16 protein-coding genes are annotated in these 16,861 nt (G+C 66.3%); 1 reads left to right on the top strand and 15 read right to left on the bottom strand.

The features are described from left to right. Positions 1 to 10 precede the first annotated feature (10 nt). The 10 genes from ABIC32_RS11255 to ABIC32_RS11210 form a co-directional block, all read right to left on the bottom strand. The gene (locus ABIC32_RS11255) at positions 11 to 1,129 is read right to left on the bottom strand and encodes an acyl-CoA dehydrogenase family protein (RefSeq protein WP_354074219.1); all 1,119 of its coding nucleotides are present in this window, start codon (positions 1,127 to 1,129) and stop codon (positions 11 to 13) included. Between the two features lie 4 nt (positions 1,130 to 1,133). Then, on the bottom strand, positions 1,134 to 2,315 hold the full coding sequence (locus ABIC32_RS11250; RefSeq protein WP_354074218.1) for an acyl-CoA dehydrogenase family protein: 1,182 nt from the start codon (positions 2,313 to 2,315) through the stop codon (positions 1,134 to 1,136). 131 nt (positions 2,316 to 2,446) lie between these two features. Continuing rightward, positions 2,447 to 3,601 carry a rod shape-determining protein RodA gene (rodA, locus tag ABIC32_RS11245; RefSeq protein ID WP_066551392.1) on the bottom strand — a complete coding sequence of 385 codons (1,155 nt, stop codon included), beginning with the start codon at positions 3,599 to 3,601 and terminating at the stop codon, positions 2,447 to 2,449. Then, on the bottom strand, positions 3,598 to 5,628 hold the full coding sequence (gene mrdA, locus ABIC32_RS11240) for a penicillin-binding protein 2 (protein ID WP_354074217.1): 2,031 nt from the start codon (positions 5,626 to 5,628) through the stop codon (positions 3,598 to 3,600). The genes rodA and mrdA overlap by 4 nt, the downstream gene beginning before the upstream one ends. Beyond that, entirely contained in the window at positions 5,625 to 6,143 is a 519-nt protein-coding gene (locus tag ABIC32_RS11235) for a hypothetical protein (RefSeq protein WP_295205111.1), read from the bottom strand. Before ABIC32_RS11235 ends, mrdA begins: the two co-directional genes overlap by 4 nt. Beyond that, entirely contained in the window at positions 6,140 to 7,285 is a 1,146-nt protein-coding gene (gene mreC / locus ABIC32_RS11230) for a rod shape-determining protein MreC (RefSeq protein WP_354074216.1), read from the bottom strand. Before mreC ends, ABIC32_RS11235 begins: the two co-directional genes overlap by 4 nt. 150 nt (positions 7,286 to 7,435) lie before the next feature. Further along, positions 7,436 to 8,476 carry a rod shape-determining protein gene (locus ABIC32_RS11225; protein ID WP_017504801.1) on the bottom strand — a complete coding sequence of 347 codons (1,041 nt, stop codon included), beginning with the start codon at positions 8,474 to 8,476 and terminating at the stop codon, positions 7,436 to 7,438. Between the two features lie 220 nt (positions 8,477 to 8,696). Next, positions 8,697 to 9,152, bottom strand: a complete 456-nt coding sequence (locus ABIC32_RS11220) for a hemerythrin domain-containing protein (RefSeq protein ID WP_354074215.1) — start codon at positions 9,150 to 9,152, stop codon at positions 8,697 to 8,699. Positions 9,153 to 9,225: 73 nt separating this feature from the next. Further along, positions 9,226 to 9,939: a TVP38/TMEM64 family protein gene (locus tag ABIC32_RS11215; RefSeq protein WP_354074214.1), complete on the bottom strand. Its 714-nt coding sequence runs from the start codon at positions 9,937 to 9,939 to the stop codon at positions 9,226 to 9,228. Positions 9,940 to 9,943: 4 nt separating this feature from the next. Then, positions 9,944 to 10,978 carry a hypothetical protein gene (locus ABIC32_RS11210; RefSeq protein WP_354074213.1) on the bottom strand — a complete coding sequence of 345 codons (1,035 nt, stop codon included), beginning with the start codon at positions 10,976 to 10,978 and terminating at the stop codon, positions 9,944 to 9,946. 99 nt (positions 10,979 to 11,077) lie between these two features. Here ABIC32_RS11210 and ABIC32_RS11205 point away from each other — a divergent pair, with 99 nt between their 5' ends. After that, complete coding sequence (locus tag ABIC32_RS11205; protein ID WP_354074212.1) at positions 11,078 to 12,283, top strand: pyridoxal phosphate-dependent aminotransferase; 1,206 nt, start codon at positions 11,078 to 11,080, stop codon at positions 12,281 to 12,283. Between the two features lie 43 nt (positions 12,284 to 12,326). Here the strand turns inward: ABIC32_RS11205 and ABIC32_RS11200 are convergent, their stop codons facing one another. The 5 genes from ABIC32_RS11200 to ABIC32_RS11180 all read right to left on the bottom strand — a co-directional run bounded on the left by ABIC32_RS11200 (position 12,327) and on the right by ABIC32_RS11180 (position 16,799). Continuing rightward, positions 12,327 to 12,668, bottom strand: a complete 342-nt coding sequence (locus tag ABIC32_RS11200; protein ID WP_354074211.1) for a hypothetical protein — start codon at positions 12,666 to 12,668, stop codon at positions 12,327 to 12,329. A gap of 21 nt (positions 12,669 to 12,689) precedes the next feature. After that, positions 12,690 to 13,679, bottom strand: a complete 990-nt coding sequence (secF, locus tag ABIC32_RS11195) for a protein translocase subunit SecF (protein ID WP_039243629.1) — start codon at positions 13,677 to 13,679, stop codon at positions 12,690 to 12,692. Then, positions 13,679 to 15,271, bottom strand: coding sequence for a protein translocase subunit SecD (gene secD / locus ABIC32_RS11190; protein WP_055804957.1), 1,593 nt, complete (start codon positions 15,269 to 15,271; stop codon positions 13,679 to 13,681). Before secD ends, secF begins: the two co-directional genes overlap by 1 nt. 36 nt (positions 15,272 to 15,307) lie before the next feature. Then, positions 15,308 to 15,619: a preprotein translocase subunit YajC gene (gene yajC, locus ABIC32_RS11185; RefSeq protein ID WP_017504795.1), complete on the bottom strand. Its 312-nt coding sequence runs from the start codon at positions 15,617 to 15,619 to the stop codon at positions 15,308 to 15,310. 103 nt (positions 15,620 to 15,722) lie between these two features. Beyond that, entirely contained in the window at positions 15,723 to 16,799 is a 1,077-nt protein-coding gene (locus tag ABIC32_RS11180; protein WP_354074581.1) for a peptidoglycan DD-metalloendopeptidase family protein, read from the bottom strand. Between the last annotated feature and the right edge of the window lie 62 nt (positions 16,800 to 16,861).

Raw genomic sequence — 16,861 nt, 5'->3', positions numbered from 1 at the left:
AATCCCGACCCTAGAACCCTTGCGCCCGCGCCACCCGTTCGGCGTGGAAACCGGCGTCGCCCAGCAGTTCGTTCAGCACCCGCACTCGCTTCATGAACAGGCCGACGTCGAATTCATCGGTCATGCCGACGCCGCCGTGCATCTGAACCGCCTCCTGCACCGCCAGTTCGGCGACCCGCCCCGCCTTGGCCTTGGCGATGGACGCCGCCAGCGGCGCGTCCTCGCGCCCCTCGTCGATCGCGATCTGGGCGCCGATCGTCGCCGCACGCGCCAGCTCCAGTTCCGAGAACAGATGCGCGGCCCTGTGTTGCAGCGCCTGGAACTCGCCGATCAGCTTGCCGAACTGTTTGCGGGTCCGCAGATAATCCATCGTCGTCTTGAACGCCTGATCGCCCGCGCCCGTCAGGCTGGAGGCCGCGCAGGCCCGCCCCAGGTTCAGCGCGCCGTCCAGCAGCGTCTCCCCGCCCCCGACCGCGCCGATCACAGCATCGGCGTCGACCGCCACATCCGTCAGCGTGATCCGCGCCGCATTGTGCGCGTCCACCATCACCGTGCGCTCGACCGCGACGCCCGCCGTCGCCGGATCAACCAGGAACAGCGTCACGCCCTCTTCAGCCGTCGCGACGACGATCAGGGCGTCGGCCACATGGCCATCCAGCACAAAGGTCTTGGCCCCGTTCAGCTTGAAGCCGTTGCCTGCCCGCTCGGCCCGCGTCGTGAGCCGCGACGGCGCGTGTTTTGCGCCCTCATCCACCGCCAGCGACAGGATCGCCTCGCCCCCCGCGATCCTGGGCAGCCACGATTGCTGCGCCTGTGATCCGCCGTCGATCAGCACCTTGGCCGACAGGATTGATGATTCTAGATACGGCGACGGCGTCAGGGTGCGGCCCAGGCTTTCGGCGATCACGCCGGCCTCGACCGCGCCCAGCCCCATGCCGCCCAGCGCCTCGGGGATGATGACGCCGGCGAAACCCATCTCGCCAAAGGCCCGCCACAGGGCGCGCGACACCCCGTCGGCGTCCCGGTCGTCCCGCAGCTTCCTCAGATGGGCGATCGGCGCCCGTTCGTTCAGGAAGCCGTCGGCGGCGTCCTGCAACATCGTCTGTTCTTCGGTCAGGATCAGCGGCATCGTCTCACGCTCCCGGCAGTTGCAGCAGGTGTTTGGCGATGATGTTCAGCTGAACCTCGCTGGTGCCGCCCTCGATGGAGTTGGCCTTGGTCCGCAGCCAGTCGCGCGCCGCCTTGCCGTCCTGCGACCGCTCGCCCTCCCATTCCAGCGCATCGGCCCCGCCCGCCGCCATCAGCAGCTCATGCCGTCGCTTGTTCAGCTCGGAGCCATAGTATTTCAGCATGGAGGCGATGGCTGGATGCGCCTGTTTGGCCTTCACCTGATCGCCCACCCTCTCCATCGCCAGGCGGAAGGCGGCGGCGTCGATCTCCAGGTCCGCGATCCGGGCGCGCAGCATCGGCTCGTCCAGTCGTCCGGCCGCGTCGGCGCCGATGGCGTCCATCGCCACTTGCCCCACCGGCCGCCCGCCGCCGACCTCGCCCATCGCGCCGATCATGGTCCGCTCGTGCGCCAGCAGGTATTTGGCCACGTCCCAGCCCCGGTTCAGCGTCCCGACCAGGTTTTCCTTTTCCACCCTGACATCGTCGAAGAAGGTCTCGCAGAAAGGCGACTTGCCTGAAATCAGGGTGATCGGCCGCGTCGTCACGCCCGGCGTCTTCATGTCGAACAGCACGAAGCTGATGCCCAGATGTTTGGGCGCCTCGGGGTCCGTGCGCACCAGGCAGAAGATCCAGTCGGCCTTGTCGGCGTAGGAGGTCCAGATCTTCTGGCCGTTGACGATCCAGTGGTCGCCACGATCCTCGGCCCGCGTCTGGATGGACGCCAGATCCGACCCCGCGCCCGGCTCGGAATAGCCCTGGCACCAGCGAATCTCGCCGCGCACGATCTCTGGCAGGAAGCGCTTTTTCTGCTCTTCGGTCCCAAAGGCCAGCAGCGCCGGGCCCAGCATCCAGACGCCGAAACTGGCCAGGGCCGGTTGGGCCTTGATGCGGCGCAGTTCGGAGGCCAGCACCTTGGCCTCCTCGCGGCTGAGGCCGCCCCCGCCGTATTCCTGGGGCCATTCCGGCGCCGTCCAGCCCCGCGCGCCCATCCGCTCCAGCCACAGCTTGTGCGCCGGGGTCTTGAAGGTGGGGTTTCGCCCGCCCCAGATCATCTCGTCGTCGGCCATCGGACCGCGACACTCGGCCGGGCAGTTCGCCTCCAGCCAGGCGCGCGTCTCGGCGCGGAATTGCTCCAGATCGGTCATTCCTCGTCTCCCATAGCGTGCGTCGCTGACCGGCCGAAACCGATGCGAGACATCGTTGGGACTGACCTTATCCAGGAAATCCCCGCCTTAGAAAGCGAAACCTGAATGCCGATCACTTAGCTGACGTAGCGTCAAATCAGGCCGTGGCCTTTGGGCAGTTCGGCGTATCGGTGAACCCGCGTCGCCATCACCAGGCCAAAGCCGATCATGACGGTCAGCATCACCGTGCCGCCATAGGACAAGAGCGGCATCGGCACGCCAACGACCGGCGCCAGACCCATCACCATCGCCCCGTTGATCAGCACATAGAGCGCGAATGTCGCCGTCACGCCCGACGCCGCCAATCGCCCGAAGTGACTGTGCGACAGCGAGGCGATCCTCAGGGAGATCAGAATGATGGCGGCATAGGAGGCCAGAAGCGTGAAGGTGCCCACAAAGCCGAACTCCTCGGCGAAGGCGGCGAAGATGAAGTCGGTCTGGCGTTCGGGCAGGAACTCCAGCTGGCTCTGGCTGCCCAGGCCGAACCCGCGTCCCAGCGGCCCGCCCGACCCCATGGCGATCTTGGACTGCACGATCTGATAGCCCTTGTCCGACATGTCGGCCTCGGGGTTCAGGAAGGTCAGCACCCTGTGACGCTGATAGTCATGCATGCCGAACATCACATAGGGCGGCACCAGCACGGCGGCGGCGATGATCAGCGGCAGGATGATCCGCCAGCTCAGCCCGGCGACGAACATGATCGCCGCCCCCGTCAAACCGATCAGCATGGCCGACCCCAGGTCCGGCTGGTGCGCGACCAGCAGGAACGGCAGGCCGATGATCCCGACCGGGAAGATCAGCTTCCAATGGAAGCTCGCCTCCTTGGCCGAGGCGCCGTGATACCAGCGCGCCAAGGCCAGCACGACGCCGATCTTCATGATCTCGGACGGCTGGATGCGGGTGAAGCCCAGGTCCAGCCATCGCGTGGCCCCCAGCGCTGTATAGCCCAGCGGCGTCTCCACCAGCGCCAACATGAACAGCGCCATCCCGTAGATGGGATAGGCCAGGGCGAACCAATATCGGATGCTGATAAGCGACAGCATCAGCATCAGCGCCAGACACATGCCGAACCGGATCAGGTGCTTCATCGCCCACGGCGACCAGGATCCGCCCGCCACCGAATACAGCATCAGGGCGCCGGTGCCGGACACCACGCACAGCAAAGCCGTCAGCCGCCAGTCGATCTGGCCCAGCTTGGTCGAGACGCGTTCGCGCTCGCCGGGACGTGACAGGGCCGAGGCGGTCAACGGCCGGGTTCCGACAGATAGGGACGCGGACCGCTGGTCGCAGACGGCGTAGGGCGGCTCGGTTGCGGCGGGGCCACCACATCGGGCTCGGGCGCGGCGCCGACCACCCCGTCCTCGACGATCGCGTCGCCGGTCGGTTCGGGCGGCAGCGGCCGTTCGATGCGGGCGCGCATGTCCGGATCCTTGAGCAGCACGGTGCGCATCACCTCGCGCGCGCGCGGCGCGCCGGCGGTCGCCCCGCCCTTGCCCCCGTGTTCGACGATGACAGCGACCGCGTATCGCGGCGCATCCACCGGCGCGAAGGCGACGAACAGGTTATGGTCCTTCAGCGCCCAGATATTGCTCTTGCGCGAGCCGGAGCCGTAGTTCCGGACCTGGGCCGTGCCGGTCTTGCCGGCCATCTGGATGTCGCCCAGGCCCAACTGGCTCTGGCGATAGGCGGTGCCGGATCGATCGTTGGCCACGGCGATCATGCCCTGGCGCACATATTCGACATGGGCCGGATCAAACGGCAGATCCGGCGCCTCGGCCCCGCTGGGCTGTTCAACGCCGCCGATGGACTTGATCAGGCGCGGCTGAAGCTGCTTCTTCCCGTTCGCCAAGCGCGAGGTCATCACCGCCAACTGCAGGGCGTTCACCGTGATCGCCCCCTGCCCGATCGCGACAGAGGTCGTCTCCCCCGGATGCCAGACCGGATCGCGCGGGAAGGTCCGCGCCTTCCACTCCGTGGACGGCAACAGGCCCTTGCGCTGGTTGCCGACACCGATGTCGAACTCGTGCTCGAAGCCCAGCGCCAGCCCGGCCTTGCGGATATTGTCCACGCCCGCGCGATTGCACATGGCGTAGAAATAGACGTCGCAAGAGTTCTTGATCGCGTCGTGCATATTCTGGGTGCCATGCCGGCCCCAGCATCGCTGCACCCGGTTGCCGGTGCGATAGGCGCCGCTGCAGAAGACGCTGATGTTGGGATCGACGCCCGCTTCCAGCAGGGCCAGGGCCGTCGTCGGCTTGAAGGTCGATCCCGGCGGGAAGGTGCCGTTCAGCGTCTTGTCCAGCAACGGCTTGCGCTCATAGTCGGCCAGCGCGCGATAGGTCTTGGTGGGCACCCCGCCGACGAACAGGTTCGGATCGAACGACGGCGCCGAGACCATGCACAGAATGTCGCCGTTGCGCACGTCCATAACCACGCAGGCGCCCGACTCGTCGCCGAAAACCTCCAGCGCCCGGTTCTGGACGTCTGCGTCCAGCGTCAGGACGACTTCCTTGCCCGGCACGGCCGGCCGCGAGCCGCCGATATCCTCGGCCACCACGCGACCGCGCGCATCCACCTCGACCCGGTTGCCGCCCGGCTCGCCGCGCAGCGGCGTATCCAGCGCCTTTTCGACGCCCTGGCGGCCGATGCGGAAGCTGGGGTTGAACAGCAGGGCCGGCGGCTGCTCGCCCTTGTCCCGGATGGCCTTGACGTCCCGATCCGACACCTTGGCCACATAGCCGATGACGTGGGCGAACGATCCGCCGAACGGATAGTACCGCGCCTCGTTCATATCGACCATCACGCCGGGCAGTTCGTTGGCGTACTGATTGACTTTGGCGAACTCCTCCCAGGTCAGGTCGCTCTTGACCGGCACAGGGTTGAACTTGGACGCCGCATTGACATCGCGGATGATGGCGCGACGACGCTCCAGCGTGTCGGGCAACAACCGTCCCAACAGGTCCAGCGTCTGGTCCAGATCCTTGGTCTCGTCACGCACCACCAGCACCCGGAAGCTGGGTCGGTTGCCGGCGATGACGACGCCATTGCGGTCCTTGATCAGGCCGCGCGGCGGCGGGACCATGCGAAAGTTGAACTGGTTCTGCGACGACAGGGTCGCATATTCCTGAGCCTGCACGACCTGCAGTTGGCCCAGCCGTCCGATCAGCGCGGTGATCCCCAGCGCCGTCGCACCGCCCAGCACGAAGGTGCGCCGCAGGAAGGACCCCTGACGCTCATTCACATCGGCAAAGAAGATGGAGGGCTCGCCGCTCATCGGAACCGAATATCTCCGTCGTCGAATCGCTCAAGCATCCAGTTGGCGATCGGAAACAGCAGCAGCGTCGGCACGACCTGTCCGACCAGCGGCAGGATCGCCGGCGCGTTCGTCGCCCGCATGGTCACCACCAGATAGGCCAGAAAGAAGGCGCCCAGCGTACAGGCGGCATAAGCTCCAAAGCGGATCATTCCCTCATGCCCCGCCAGCAGATTGCGTGACAGCAGCACCGTCCCATAGACGCCCATCAGACACAGCGCCCACAGCCCCAGCGGCGTATTCCAGAACAGATCAAGGAACAGGCCGATTAGAAACAAGACCGCCGGCGCCAGCATCGACGGCCGGATCAAGGGCCAGGCGAAGGCCAGGATCATCGGAATGACCGGCTCGGGCAGATGCAGACCGAACAGCTGGAGCGGTGTGCCCAGGACGACCGTCGCGGCGAGGACGAGCAGGGCCGGATAGGCGATCCACTGAAGAGGTCCGACAACGCGAACCGCAACGGGCCGTCTCACGCCGCGCCTCCCGGAGCGGGCGTCGGCGCAGGGCTGGGCGCAGTCGGTGCAGGCGACGGGGTCGAAGCCGCAGGCCTCGCAGACGTCACGGCCGGACGGGCCGCCGTCGGCGCAGCGACGGGCGCAGGCGTTGGCGCCGCCGTCGCGGTCGCAGCACGCGCCCGTTCGGCCTGGGCCTGTTGCGCCGCCGCGCGACGGGCGGCGGCGTCACGGATCGCTCCGACCTCGGCCGCGCTCGGCTCCGGCGCCGTCGTCAGGCCTGCGAGCGGCGGCGCGTTCAAGGCGTTCGGGCTGACCAGCTGTCCAAAGCTCTGGAACAACAGCACGCGGACATAGTCGATCGCGCCGTGATCGCTGAACAGCTTGACCCGCCAGGCGCCGTCCACGCCCTTGGCGGCGACCCCGATCGGCAGACCACGCGGCAGACCGCCACCGTCGCCCGAACTCAGAATACGGTCGCCCGCCTTGATGGAACCGGATCCGCGAATGAACTCCAGACGCGGGCTGTCGCCGCCGTCGCCGGTCAGCATGGCGCGCGCATCGGTGCGCTCGATCATCACAGGGGTGCGCGACGCCACATCCGTCAGCAGCACGACGCGGCTGACGCTGCCCGTCACGCCGGTTATCCGCCCGACCAGTCCATGTTCTGTCACGACCGGGTTGCCGATTCGCACGCCCTTGGCCGAACCGACATCGATCAGCTTGGCGTTGGAGAAGGGACCGCGCGACTCCGAAATCGCCCGCCCCGTGGCCATGGGCACCGGCGGCTCGGTGCGCAGACCCAACAGAGCCTCGTAGCGGCCGTTGATGTTCTTTTGTGCGATCGCTTCGTCGCGCCAGCCGCGCAGTTCCGCGATCTCGGCCTTCAGGCGGCGGTTCTCGCCGATGGCGAAGAAATAGCCGCCGACATAGTCGCGCGCGGCCCCAGCCCAACGCACCGGCGCGGCGAAGACCCCGCCGACAGGCCCGGCCGCCGCTTCGAATCCGCCACGCGCCGCGCCCATGGTCGAGCCGCCCTCGGACGTCGTCCGGTCGCCCAGCAACAGGACGATCGCGCCGATGACAGCCACGACGACGACGACCGCAGCGGTCCACGCCAGCGGCACCTTGATGTTTTCAAAAGGGCCGTCGCGAAACGCCACGGGCGACCTTCCACTCAAAGGGTTGGAATCGGCAGGACGCCCCCTGCCGCTGAGCCTGCCTATCGCAAAATCAAGGCCGGAATGGAACCGTGATCACGCAGGCGACACAAGGATTTGCAGCCAAGCTTTCACCTGGCCGCAACGGACGGATCAGAGCGCGGAGTCGAGCACGCCCTTCATCCAGCGCGGGTGCTCCAGCACGCGGCCGCAGCCGATGGCCACGCAGGACAGCGGATCGTCGGCGACGGAAACCGGCAGGCCGGTGTGATCGCGGATCTCGACGTCCAGACCGCGCAACAGGGCGCCGCCGCCCGTCAGCATGATGCCCTTGTCGGCGATGTCGGCGGCCAGTTCCGGCGGCGTGGCTTCCAGCGCGACCTTCACGGCCTCGATGATCTGGGTGACCGGCTCGGCCAGGGCTTCCGCCGCCTGACGCTCCGAAATGCGCACTTCGCGCGGCACGCCTTGCATCAGGTCGCGACCCTTGACCTCTATCGACAGGCCTTCGCCGTCGGCCGGGATGCGGGCGGTGCCGATGTCTTTCTTGATGCGTTCGGCGGTCGTTTCGCCGATCAGCAGGTTATGGTTGCGGCGCATGTAGCTGATGATGCTGTCGTCCATCTTGTCGCCGCCGACGCGGACCGAACGCGAATAGACGATGCCCGACAGCGACAAGACGGCGACTTCGGTCGTACCGCCGCCGATGTCGACGACCATCGAGCCGGTCGGCTCGTGGATGGGCAGGCCGGCGCCGATCGCTGCGGCCATGGGCTCGTCGATCAGGCCCACGCGGCGCGCCGACGCGTTCAGGCAGCTGTCGTTGATCGCGCGACGCTCGACCGCCGTGGCGCCCGAGGGCACGCAGACGATGATCTTGGGGTTCACGAAGCCCTTGCGGTTATGCACCTTGCGGATGAAGTGCTTGATCATCTCTTCGGCGACTTCGAAGTCGGCGATGACGCCGTCGCGCATGGGGCGGATCGCCTCCATGTGGCCCGGCGTGCGGCCCAGCATCTGCTTGGCTTCAATCCCCACGGCGTGGACGACCTTGCGCCCCCCGACGTTTCTCAGCGCCACGACCGACGGCTCGTTCAGGACGATGCCCTTGCCCTTCATGTAGATCAGGGTGTTGGCGGTGCCCAGGTCCATCGCGATGTCGTTGGAGATCGCGCCGAAAAGGGAGAAGCTCATGGGAATCGATACCGTTGTTAGCTGGCAGGGCGTCTAGATGTCTCAGTCGACCTGGCGACGCCCCAACTGCCCTGACATCCCCACGCCGGACAGTTCCTGATCGTCTTCGCCACGCCTACTAGCGGCGGGTTTGCCCGTATGAAACCGGGAATACAAGCCCCGATGACAGTGTCGTCATATGGAGAGGGCTATCGAGGCACGACGCCTGTGGACACCGGCTTCAGGATGTCGGCCTGCCGTCGCGCTTCGGAACGACGGCCAGGGCGTCCGCCGCCTCCATCGTGGGATACAGCGTGTCCTCTTCTCGGGCGACCCGATGCGCCAAGGCGCCGATCAACCCTTTGGTTACAGCGGCGAAACGCTCCCGATCCCTCAGAATGCGGGCCTGTGACCACTCTTCGAAATAGTGCGCCCAAACGCCGCTCAGCGCCCCCATGTCCTCAACATAGTGCTGCGCGAGGTCGCGAACCGAATGATCTTGGGACCGCATCAGGACGGGATAAAGTTCGCCGTCCTCAATCGCCAGATGCTCGGTCAGAGCCGTATTCAGCGCACGCATTAGCTCACGGGCGCGGATCGCATCGTCCGACGTTTTCATAATGGCGGAGGTCCCGCCCAGGGCGCTGGCCAGTCGAATGATCCGGCCGTGCTGCGTCTTCAGAATACGGACATCCATGGCGACGCCTCCAAAGCAACACCATGCAACCTCTGGGTGAACGCAATCTAAATAGCAGGCTAAGCAAATTCCCTCAGTCGCCGCGCGCGATCTCGCGCCGCTTCACCAGTTCACGCACCACCAGCATCAGCGCCAGCCAGGCCAGCGCCACGCCAGCCAGTATGGCCGAGGTCCAGATCCCGTCGCCGCTGACCGCCGTCATGAAGGATCCACCGAAGAAGGCGACCAGCGCGGTCTTCGGCAATACGCCCAGCGCGCACCCCGCCAGAAAGCCCGGGAACGACGCCCTCGCCGCCCCGAACGCCATGTTCACGACGATGAACGGCGCCGACGGCACGTTGCGGATCATGAAGCTGGCGTAGAAGGCGTTCTTGCCGACGAACCGCGTCAGCCGTCCGACCGTCTTGCCGCCGTGCCGCGCCAGCAGCCGCGCCGTGGGTCCGCGTCCCAGCCAGTAGGTCACGCCCGCCGACACGACCGTCGCGATCCAGCTGTAGAGGAAGCCGAACCACGGCCCGAACGCCACGACACAGGCGGCGATCAGGATGAACTGCGGCGCGCCGAAGAAGGCCGAAACCGTAAACACCACGATGGCGGCTATCAGCCCCCAAGGCCCCTGACGGAACCCGCCCAGCCAGTCTTCCAGCCGCCCCTCGGCCTCCAGCCCCAGCTGGCTCTTGCCCACAGCGAACAGGGCGATCATCGCGCCCAGCAGCAAGGCCGTCGCCAGCACGGCGCGCCAGCGACGCGCCTCCATGTTCGACAGAAAATCGAAAAGCCGACTCATGAAGTCAGTCCGTGACGGAGAACGGCGCCACGGTCCAGCGTTCCAACATCCATTCCGACAAATTGGGATCCCAGACCCAGGTCTGGCGATAGGGCGCAATACGACCGCCTTCCGCTTCCACTGCGCCCTCGATCTCCGCTCGTGTTCGACTGAGCCCGCGGAATTTTGTCGGCCGGAACGACATCGGTGTTTGATCCAGTCGCGCAACAATCGCCTCAGCCACGCGGTTGTCGCGTCCCCGATCCGTCGTCGTCACCTCGCCCTGCCAGTCCAGCGTCGGCGATCCGTTGGTACCCAGATAGGCGCGCCACACGCCGGGGTCTTTGGGATCGAGCCCATAGCGCGGTCGCCCCTCGGATTGCCGGTTCCAGAGTGTGGCCGCCGCGAAGCGATCCCCTTCTAGTCCGAGGCAAGTCTCCAGAATGGTTACGCTGTTTCGCTGCTTTTTCTCATCGAGCAGTTGGCAAGGCGCCAAGGCTTCAACTGCCCGCTTCGCCAGATCAAAGGCATAATCCACGGTCAGTTCGCCGTCACAACCGCTTCGTGTCGCCCTTCGAACCGACTCGGTCTTGTGGCGCGCGATCTGGCTGTTGGCCATTTCGACCGAAACGACCCAGGCATGCAGACAAATGCTCGGCATGGACGGCGGCGAACCTGCAGCATTTGGCTCTGACGGCAATGGCGCCAAAACACGATCCGCGAAGCGAGACCCTGCGACGATCGCGTTCCAGCTTTCAGGACCGACGGGCGCCGTCAGCTTGCGGCCGTTCGTGCCGGAAACCTCAACCGTTGGATCCTGTCCTGGCCGTCTCACAAAAGCGATCACAGGCATATCGCGCCCGTATCCGTCAACATAACGAGCGCGATAGACCTCCGACTCGCTTCGCGCCTCCTCTTCTATCGAAGCTATGCTCAGCAGGTTCTCGACCCGAGTCCGATCCTCCGCCGCGCAACGGTCACGCCAGTTGTCGTCACGACAGTCCCGAGGCGGCTCGGCCTGGCTCGTAAACAAGGCGGCAAGAAAAGTCGCGATCAGCATTCTTCATCTCCGACACGTCGGATCATTTGCGCATGCCGTTCTGCGCACGTAAACAACCCCGCCTCCCCGGCAAAAACTTCCAAAACCACGGGATAGTTCATGTCCAGCCTGCAATCTTCCGCCCTCGCCCGCGTCAAGCCCTCGGCCACCATCGCCGTCACCGCGCAGGCCCGGAAGCTTAAAGCCGAAGGCCGCGACGTGATCGGCCTGGGCGCCGGCGAGCCGGACTTTGATACGCCCGAAAACATCAAACAGGCCGCCATCGACGCGATCAACCGCGGCGAGACCAAATACACCGACGCGGACGGCATGCCCGAGCTGAAGGCGGCCATCGTCGCCAAGTTCAAGCGCGAGAACGATCTCGACTACACGGCCGCCAACATCCACGTCGCGCCGGGCGGCAAGCCCGTCATCTTCAACGCCCTGGTCGCGACGCTGAACCCCGGCGACGAAGTCATCGTGCCTGCGCCCTACTGGGTCAGCTATCCTGATATGGTGCTGCTGGCCGGCGGCGAGCCTGTCACCGTGATCGGCGAGGAGAAGGACGGCTTCAAGTTGCTGCCCGCTGTGCTGGAAGCCGCGATCACGCCCCGCACCAAGTGGCTGATCCTGAACAGCCCGTCCAACCCCACCGGCGCCGCCTACACCCGCGCCGAGCTTGAAGCCTTGGCCGAGGTCCTGCGTCGCCATCCGCACGTCTGGGTGCTGACAGACGACATGTACGAGCACCTCGTCTATGGCGACTTCGAATACACCACCATCGCCCAGGTGGCGCCGGAGCTGATCGACCGCACCCTGACGGTCAACGGCGTGTCCAAGGCCTATGCCATGACCGGCTGGCGCATCGGCTACGCCGGCGGCCCCAAGCCTCTGATCGACCTGATGCGCAAGGTGGCCAGCCAGACCACGTCCAACCCGTCCAGCATCAGCCAGTGGGCGGCCGTCGAGGCGCTGAACGGCCCGCAGGACTTCATCCCTGAGCGCAAGGCCGCTTTCGAAAAGCGCCGTGACCTAGTTGTCTCGATGCTCAACCAGGCGGCTGGCATCACATGCGCGACGCCCGAGGGCGCCTTCTACGTCTATCCGTCCATCGCCGGACTGATCGGCAAGACGACCGAGACGGGTGTCGCCATCGATGGCGATTCCACCTTCGCCGCGGAACTGCTGAACGCCGAGGGCGTCGCCGTGGTCCAGGGCGAGGCTTTCGGCCTGAGCCCCTATTTCCGCATCAGCTACGCCACCTCGGACGCCGTGCTGGAAGAAGCCTGCACCCGCATCCAGCGCTTCACGGCCTCGCTGCGCTGATCGACGCAGGGCGGAGGTTCAGGCCTCCGCCCGCCATCCGGCCCTATTTGCTGGGCTGCATATAAACCACGCGGCAATCGCCATCGATCGTGGTGTAGCGGTTGTTCGACGCGTCGACGAACGAGATCCGGCCGCCGTCGTCATATTCGACCTTGCCGGTCGAGCGTCCCTTGAAGTTCTCCACTCCATAGGTCCAGCACGTGATGTCCGCCGGCTTGTCGCCCCAGGTGGCGTCGTTGCGCGCCCGCTTGCTGTCGGTGCAGGCGGTCAGTCCGCCGGTCAGGGCGAGGGCAACGGCGGTATAGACGAGCGCTTTCCTAGGCTCAGCCTTGCACGGACGCCGTCCAAGGAAAAGGGCCGCCCCGGCGATGCCGGGACGGCCCAACTTTCGACGATGGCGCTCGACCTACGGCCGGCTGGCCATGCCCAGCTTCACCGGCTTGGCGTCGTCGGCCAGGGCGCCGCGCTTGACGCCCCAAAGCAGGATGATCGGCGCGCCGACATAGATCGACGAATAGGTGCCGATGATGATGCCGAACATCAGGGCGATGGAGAAGCCGAACAGAGCCTCGCCGCCGAAGATGGCCAGGGCCGCCAGCACCATGACGGCGGTCACGCCGGTGATGATGGTCCGCGACAGGGTCTCGTTCAGCGACAGGTCGATCACGTCGCGCAGCGGCATGGTCTTGTACTTGCGCAGGTTCTCGCGAAGGCGGTCGAACACCACGACGGTGTCGTTCATCGAATAGCCGATGACGGTCAGGACGGCGGCGACCATGTTCAGGCTGAACTCCAGCTTGAACAGCACGATCAGCCCGAACGTCAGGATCACGTCGTGCAGCAGGCCGACCACGGCGCCGAACCCGAACTGCGGTTCGAACCGGAACCAGATATAGAGGAACATCAGGCCGATCGCGACGCCCAGAGCCAACAGGCCCGAGGTGAACAGCTCGCCCGACACCTTGGAGCCAACGACGCTGACGCCCGAATAGTTGACCTGACCGACTGCGCCGCTGATGGCGCCCTCGACCTGGTTGACCACCTGGGTCTGATCGCGGCCTTCCGGCACCTGGAAGCGAAGAATGGCGGTAGAGCCGTCATCGACATTGGTGTCGCGGCGCGCGATGCCCTGAACCTGGACGTCGCCTAGGTTCAGGCCATTCACGGCCTCGCGGACCCGATCCAGCTCGATCGTCTGACCCGCCGGCTTGGACACTTCCATCGAGGCGCCGCCCCGGAAGTCGATGCCCATGTTCAGGCCGGGATAGAAGCAAGACACGATCGCCGCGACGCACAGGATCACCGACAGAACGCCGGCGAACCGCGCATATTTGACGAAGTGGAAGTTCGTCTTCTGCGGCAGCAGTTTGATGAGGGGCCATCCACGCATCGCCATCACTCCGCGATCGGCAGTTTTTTGGGCTTGGCCGTCTTGAGCCAGTAGCCGAGCAGGACCTGGGCGACCAGGACCGACGAGAAGACCGAGGTGAACACACCGATGGTCAGGGTCCAGGCGAACCCGCGAACAGGGCCTTCGCCGAACACGAACATGATGCCCGCCGCGACCAGGGTGGTCAGGTTGGCGTCGATGATGGTGCCCATGGCCTTGTTGAAGCCGGCGTCCATAGAGGCGATGACGCTGCGGCCCGCCCGGGCCTCGTCACGCATACGCTCATAGATCAGCACGTTGGCGTCCACCGCGACCGCGAAGGTCAGGATCAGACCGGCGATGCCTGGCAAGGTCAGCGTCGCCTGGGTCAACGACATGGCCGCCACGATCAGCACGCCGTTCAGCACCAGGCCGACCACCGACACGCCACCGAAAAGCAGACCGTAGGCCAGGATCATGAACAGCACGATGATGGCGAAGCCGACGGCGGTCGACAGGGCGCCTGCGGCGACCGCGTCCGCACCCAGTTCAGCCGTCACGGTGCGGCGCTCCTCGACGTTCAGCGGCGCCGGCAGGGCGCCCCCGTTCAGCAGGTTCACCAGCGTCGCCGCTTCTTGGATCGAGAAGTTGCCTGTGATCTGACCCGAGCCCGAGGTGATCGCGCTCTGGATCGTCGGGGCCGAAATGACCTTGCCGTCCAGGATGATGGCGAAGGGCTTCTGCAGATTGGCGGCGGTGGCTTCGCCGAAGCGCCGCGCGCCGGCGCCGTCGAAGCGGAAGTCGATGGCCGGGCGGCCGCTCTGGTCCGAACCGACGCCGGCGCGGGTCAGGTTCTCGCCCGACACCAGCACGCGCTTCTTGACTAGATAGGGCGTGCCGTCCTCGCCTTGCAGCAGTTCGGAATCAGGCGGCACACGGCCGGCCAGGGCGTCCTGAACCGAGTTCTCGACATCGACCATCTGGAAGGTCAGCTGCGCCGTCTGGCCGATGACTTCTTCCAGCTTGCTCGGATCGCTCTCGCCCGGCGCCTGGACCACGATCCGGTCGGCGCCCTGCCGGGTGATGGAGGGTTCACGCGTGCCCAGGCTGTCGATCCGGCGGCGCACCACCTCGATCGACTGGTCCACGGCCGTCGCGCCCATGCCGTTCAGCGCGGCGTCGGTATAGGCGAAGCGGATGCGGTTATCGCCCAGGCGCGTCGCGGTGCGTTCCGCCTGGCCGCCCGGTCCGACCTGACCACCCAGCTGTTGCAAGGCCTTGAACGCGGCATCGCCCTGGGCCGGATTGGCCAGGGTGACGACCACGCCGCCCGCTTCACGCTGGAAGCCGTTGGTGGCGACGCCCGCGCCGTTCAGGGTGACCCGAACGTCTTCGATCAGGTTGGTGACGCGCTTTTCGCGCATCGCCGGCACATCGACTTCCAGCAACAGATACGAACCGCCCTGAAGGTCCAGCCCCAGGTTCAGCTTGTTCTTGGGCATGAAGCCGGGCAGCGCCTCGCGTTGCTGATCCGACAACAGGTTAGGGAACGCCAGCAGACAGCCGAGAACGGCCGCGACGACGACGAGAATGACTTTCCAGCGCGACAGCTGAATCATGAGGGCGGTCCAGGTATCGGCGGATACGCGAGCGTATCAGGCCTTGGAATCGTTGGCGGCGATGGCGGTGCGGTTGCGCACCTCGGCGATCATGGCCTTGACCACGCGCACATTGACGCTGGGCGCGATCTCGACGTTGACCTCGGCCTCTTCGACGCGGGTGACCTTGCCGATCATGCCGCTGCCCAGGACGACCGTGTCGCCACGCTTGACGGCGGCGATGGCGGTCGCGTGTTCCTTGGCGCGCTTCTGCTGCGGACGGATCAGCAGGAAGTAGAACAGGATGAAAATACCGATGATGGGCGCAAACCCGATCAACTGCGCCGTCAAGCCGCCTTCAGCGCCCATGGGTCGTCTCCGAACATAGAAGGGTAGCCCTCGTCGGAGCCCCCATTAAAACGAGGCGCGGAACCTAGGGCCGCGCCTCGCAGATTGCAACGCGGCGAAAGCGCTACCTGGGCAACACTGTCAAAGGATCGACGGCGACCGGATCGTCGCCGCGCATCTGACGGGTCTCGAAGTGGATCGAGGGGCGTCCGTCGCCGGCCGTCAGACCCACGGTGCCGATCTGCTGGCCCGCGCGAACGTCGTCGCCATCCTTGACCGTCGCCGAACCCAGATGGCCGTAGACCGTGCGCCAGCCGTTGGCGTGCACGATCAGCACCGTCAGCCCCTGCCCCACCAGATCGCTGCCGACATAGGCAACGCGCCCGGCCGCAGAGGCGCTGACCGTCGCGCCGGCCGAGGCGCCGATGTTGATGCCGTTGTTGCGCTCGCCCATGCCGACCGGGCCGAAACGCCGCACGATGTCGCCGCGCACAGGCCACAGCAGGTTCGGCTGACCGGCAGCGGCGCCGGCGGCGTTGGTCTGTTCGACAGGCCGCGTCTGGACCGGCAGGGCCGCATTGCCCGAGGGCGGCGGCGGGGGCGGCGGCACGGCGCCGTTGTTGGGCACCAGCACGCCGACGGGCGAGGCGCCAGTCGCGTAAGGATCGCGGCCGGTATCCACCGCCGCTTCAGGCAGTATGATTCGCTGGCCCGTCGTGATCGCCCCGCGTGGCCCCAGGCCGTTCAGATCGATCAGTGTCTGCACCGGCGTCTGGAACCTGCGTCCCACGCCCGAGATCGTGTCGCCCGGTTGGATCACATAGGCCGCGCCCGGACGCACCGGGGCCGACGACGACGGATAGGACGGCGTGTAGGCGGGCGGCTGCGACGCCGGAGGCAGATAGGTCGGTTGGCTCGGACCGACGTTGACCGTCGGCGGCAAGGCTCCGCCGTCCACCTGCCCGATCGGCGCGGTCGCGGGGGGCGGCGATTCATAGGGGGCCGGCCGATACGGCTGGTTCGAATTCTGACCGGCGTTCGGATAGGCCGGCTGCTGCGGATAGGCGCCCTGCCCCGGACCATAGGCCGGCGCCGGATTCGCATGCGTCGAATAGCGCGGCTCAGAAGGATAGCTGATGCAGGCCGCCGTGCTCAACGCTGCCCCCGCGACCAGAACCGCTCTCATCCAGCCCGAAATCATCGCCACCGGCTGCTCCCATTCGTGGTTAAACTCGCCCGCCCGGTGTGCCCGCTCGCGCCCCA

The organism is Brevundimonas sp. 1080 (assembly GCF_040545985.1).
Classification (GTDB): Bacteria; Pseudomonadota; Alphaproteobacteria; order Caulobacterales; family Caulobacteraceae; genus Brevundimonas.
The sequence above is the reverse complement of the archived record's forward strand: the minus strand, read 5'-3'. Positions and strand labels throughout refer to the sequence as shown.

Bases quoted from the DNA above. Each gene is read 5' to 3' on its own strand.
- secF (WP_039243629.1), bottom strand. From the start codon at position 13,679: ATGGCGATGCGTGGATGGCCCCTCATCAAACTGCTGCCGCAGAAGACG.
- ABIC32_RS11250 (WP_354074218.1), bottom strand. From the start codon at position 2,315: ATGACCGATCTGGAGCAATTCCGCGCCGAGACGCGCGCCTGGCTGGAG.
- ABIC32_RS11220 (WP_354074215.1), bottom strand. From the start codon at position 9,152: ATGGATGTCCGTATTCTGAAGACGCAGCACGGCCGGATCATTCGACTG.
- secD (WP_055804957.1), bottom strand. From the start codon at position 15,271: ATGATTCAGCTGTCGCGCTGGAAAGTCATTCTCGTCGTCGTCGCGGCC.
- ABIC32_RS11180 (WP_354074581.1), bottom strand. From the start codon at position 16,799: ATGATTTCGGGCTGGATGAGAGCGGTTCTGGTCGCGGGGGCAGCGTTG.
- ABIC32_RS11205 (WP_354074212.1), top strand. From the start codon at position 11,078: ATGTCCAGCCTGCAATCTTCCGCCCTCGCCCGCGTCAAGCCCTCGGCC.
- mrdA (WP_354074217.1), bottom strand. From the start codon at position 5,628: ATGAGCGGCGAGCCCTCCATCTTCTTTGCCGATGTGAATGAGCGTCAG.
- ABIC32_RS11210 (WP_354074213.1), bottom strand. From the start codon at position 10,978: ATGCTGATCGCGACTTTTCTTGCCGCCTTGTTTACGAGCCAGGCCGAG.
- ABIC32_RS11215 (WP_354074214.1), bottom strand. From the start codon at position 9,939: ATGAGTCGGCTTTTCGATTTTCTGTCGAACATGGAGGCGCGTCGCTGG.
- yajC (WP_017504795.1), bottom strand. From the start codon at position 15,619: ATGGGCGCTGAAGGCGGCTTGACGGCGCAGTTGATCGGGTTTGCGCCC.
- ABIC32_RS11225 (WP_017504801.1), bottom strand. From the start codon at position 8,476: ATGAGCTTCTCCCTTTTCGGCGCGATCTCCAACGACATCGCGATGGAC.
- ABIC32_RS11255 (WP_354074219.1), bottom strand. From the start codon at position 1,129: ATGCCGCTGATCCTGACCGAAGAACAGACGATGTTGCAGGACGCCGCC.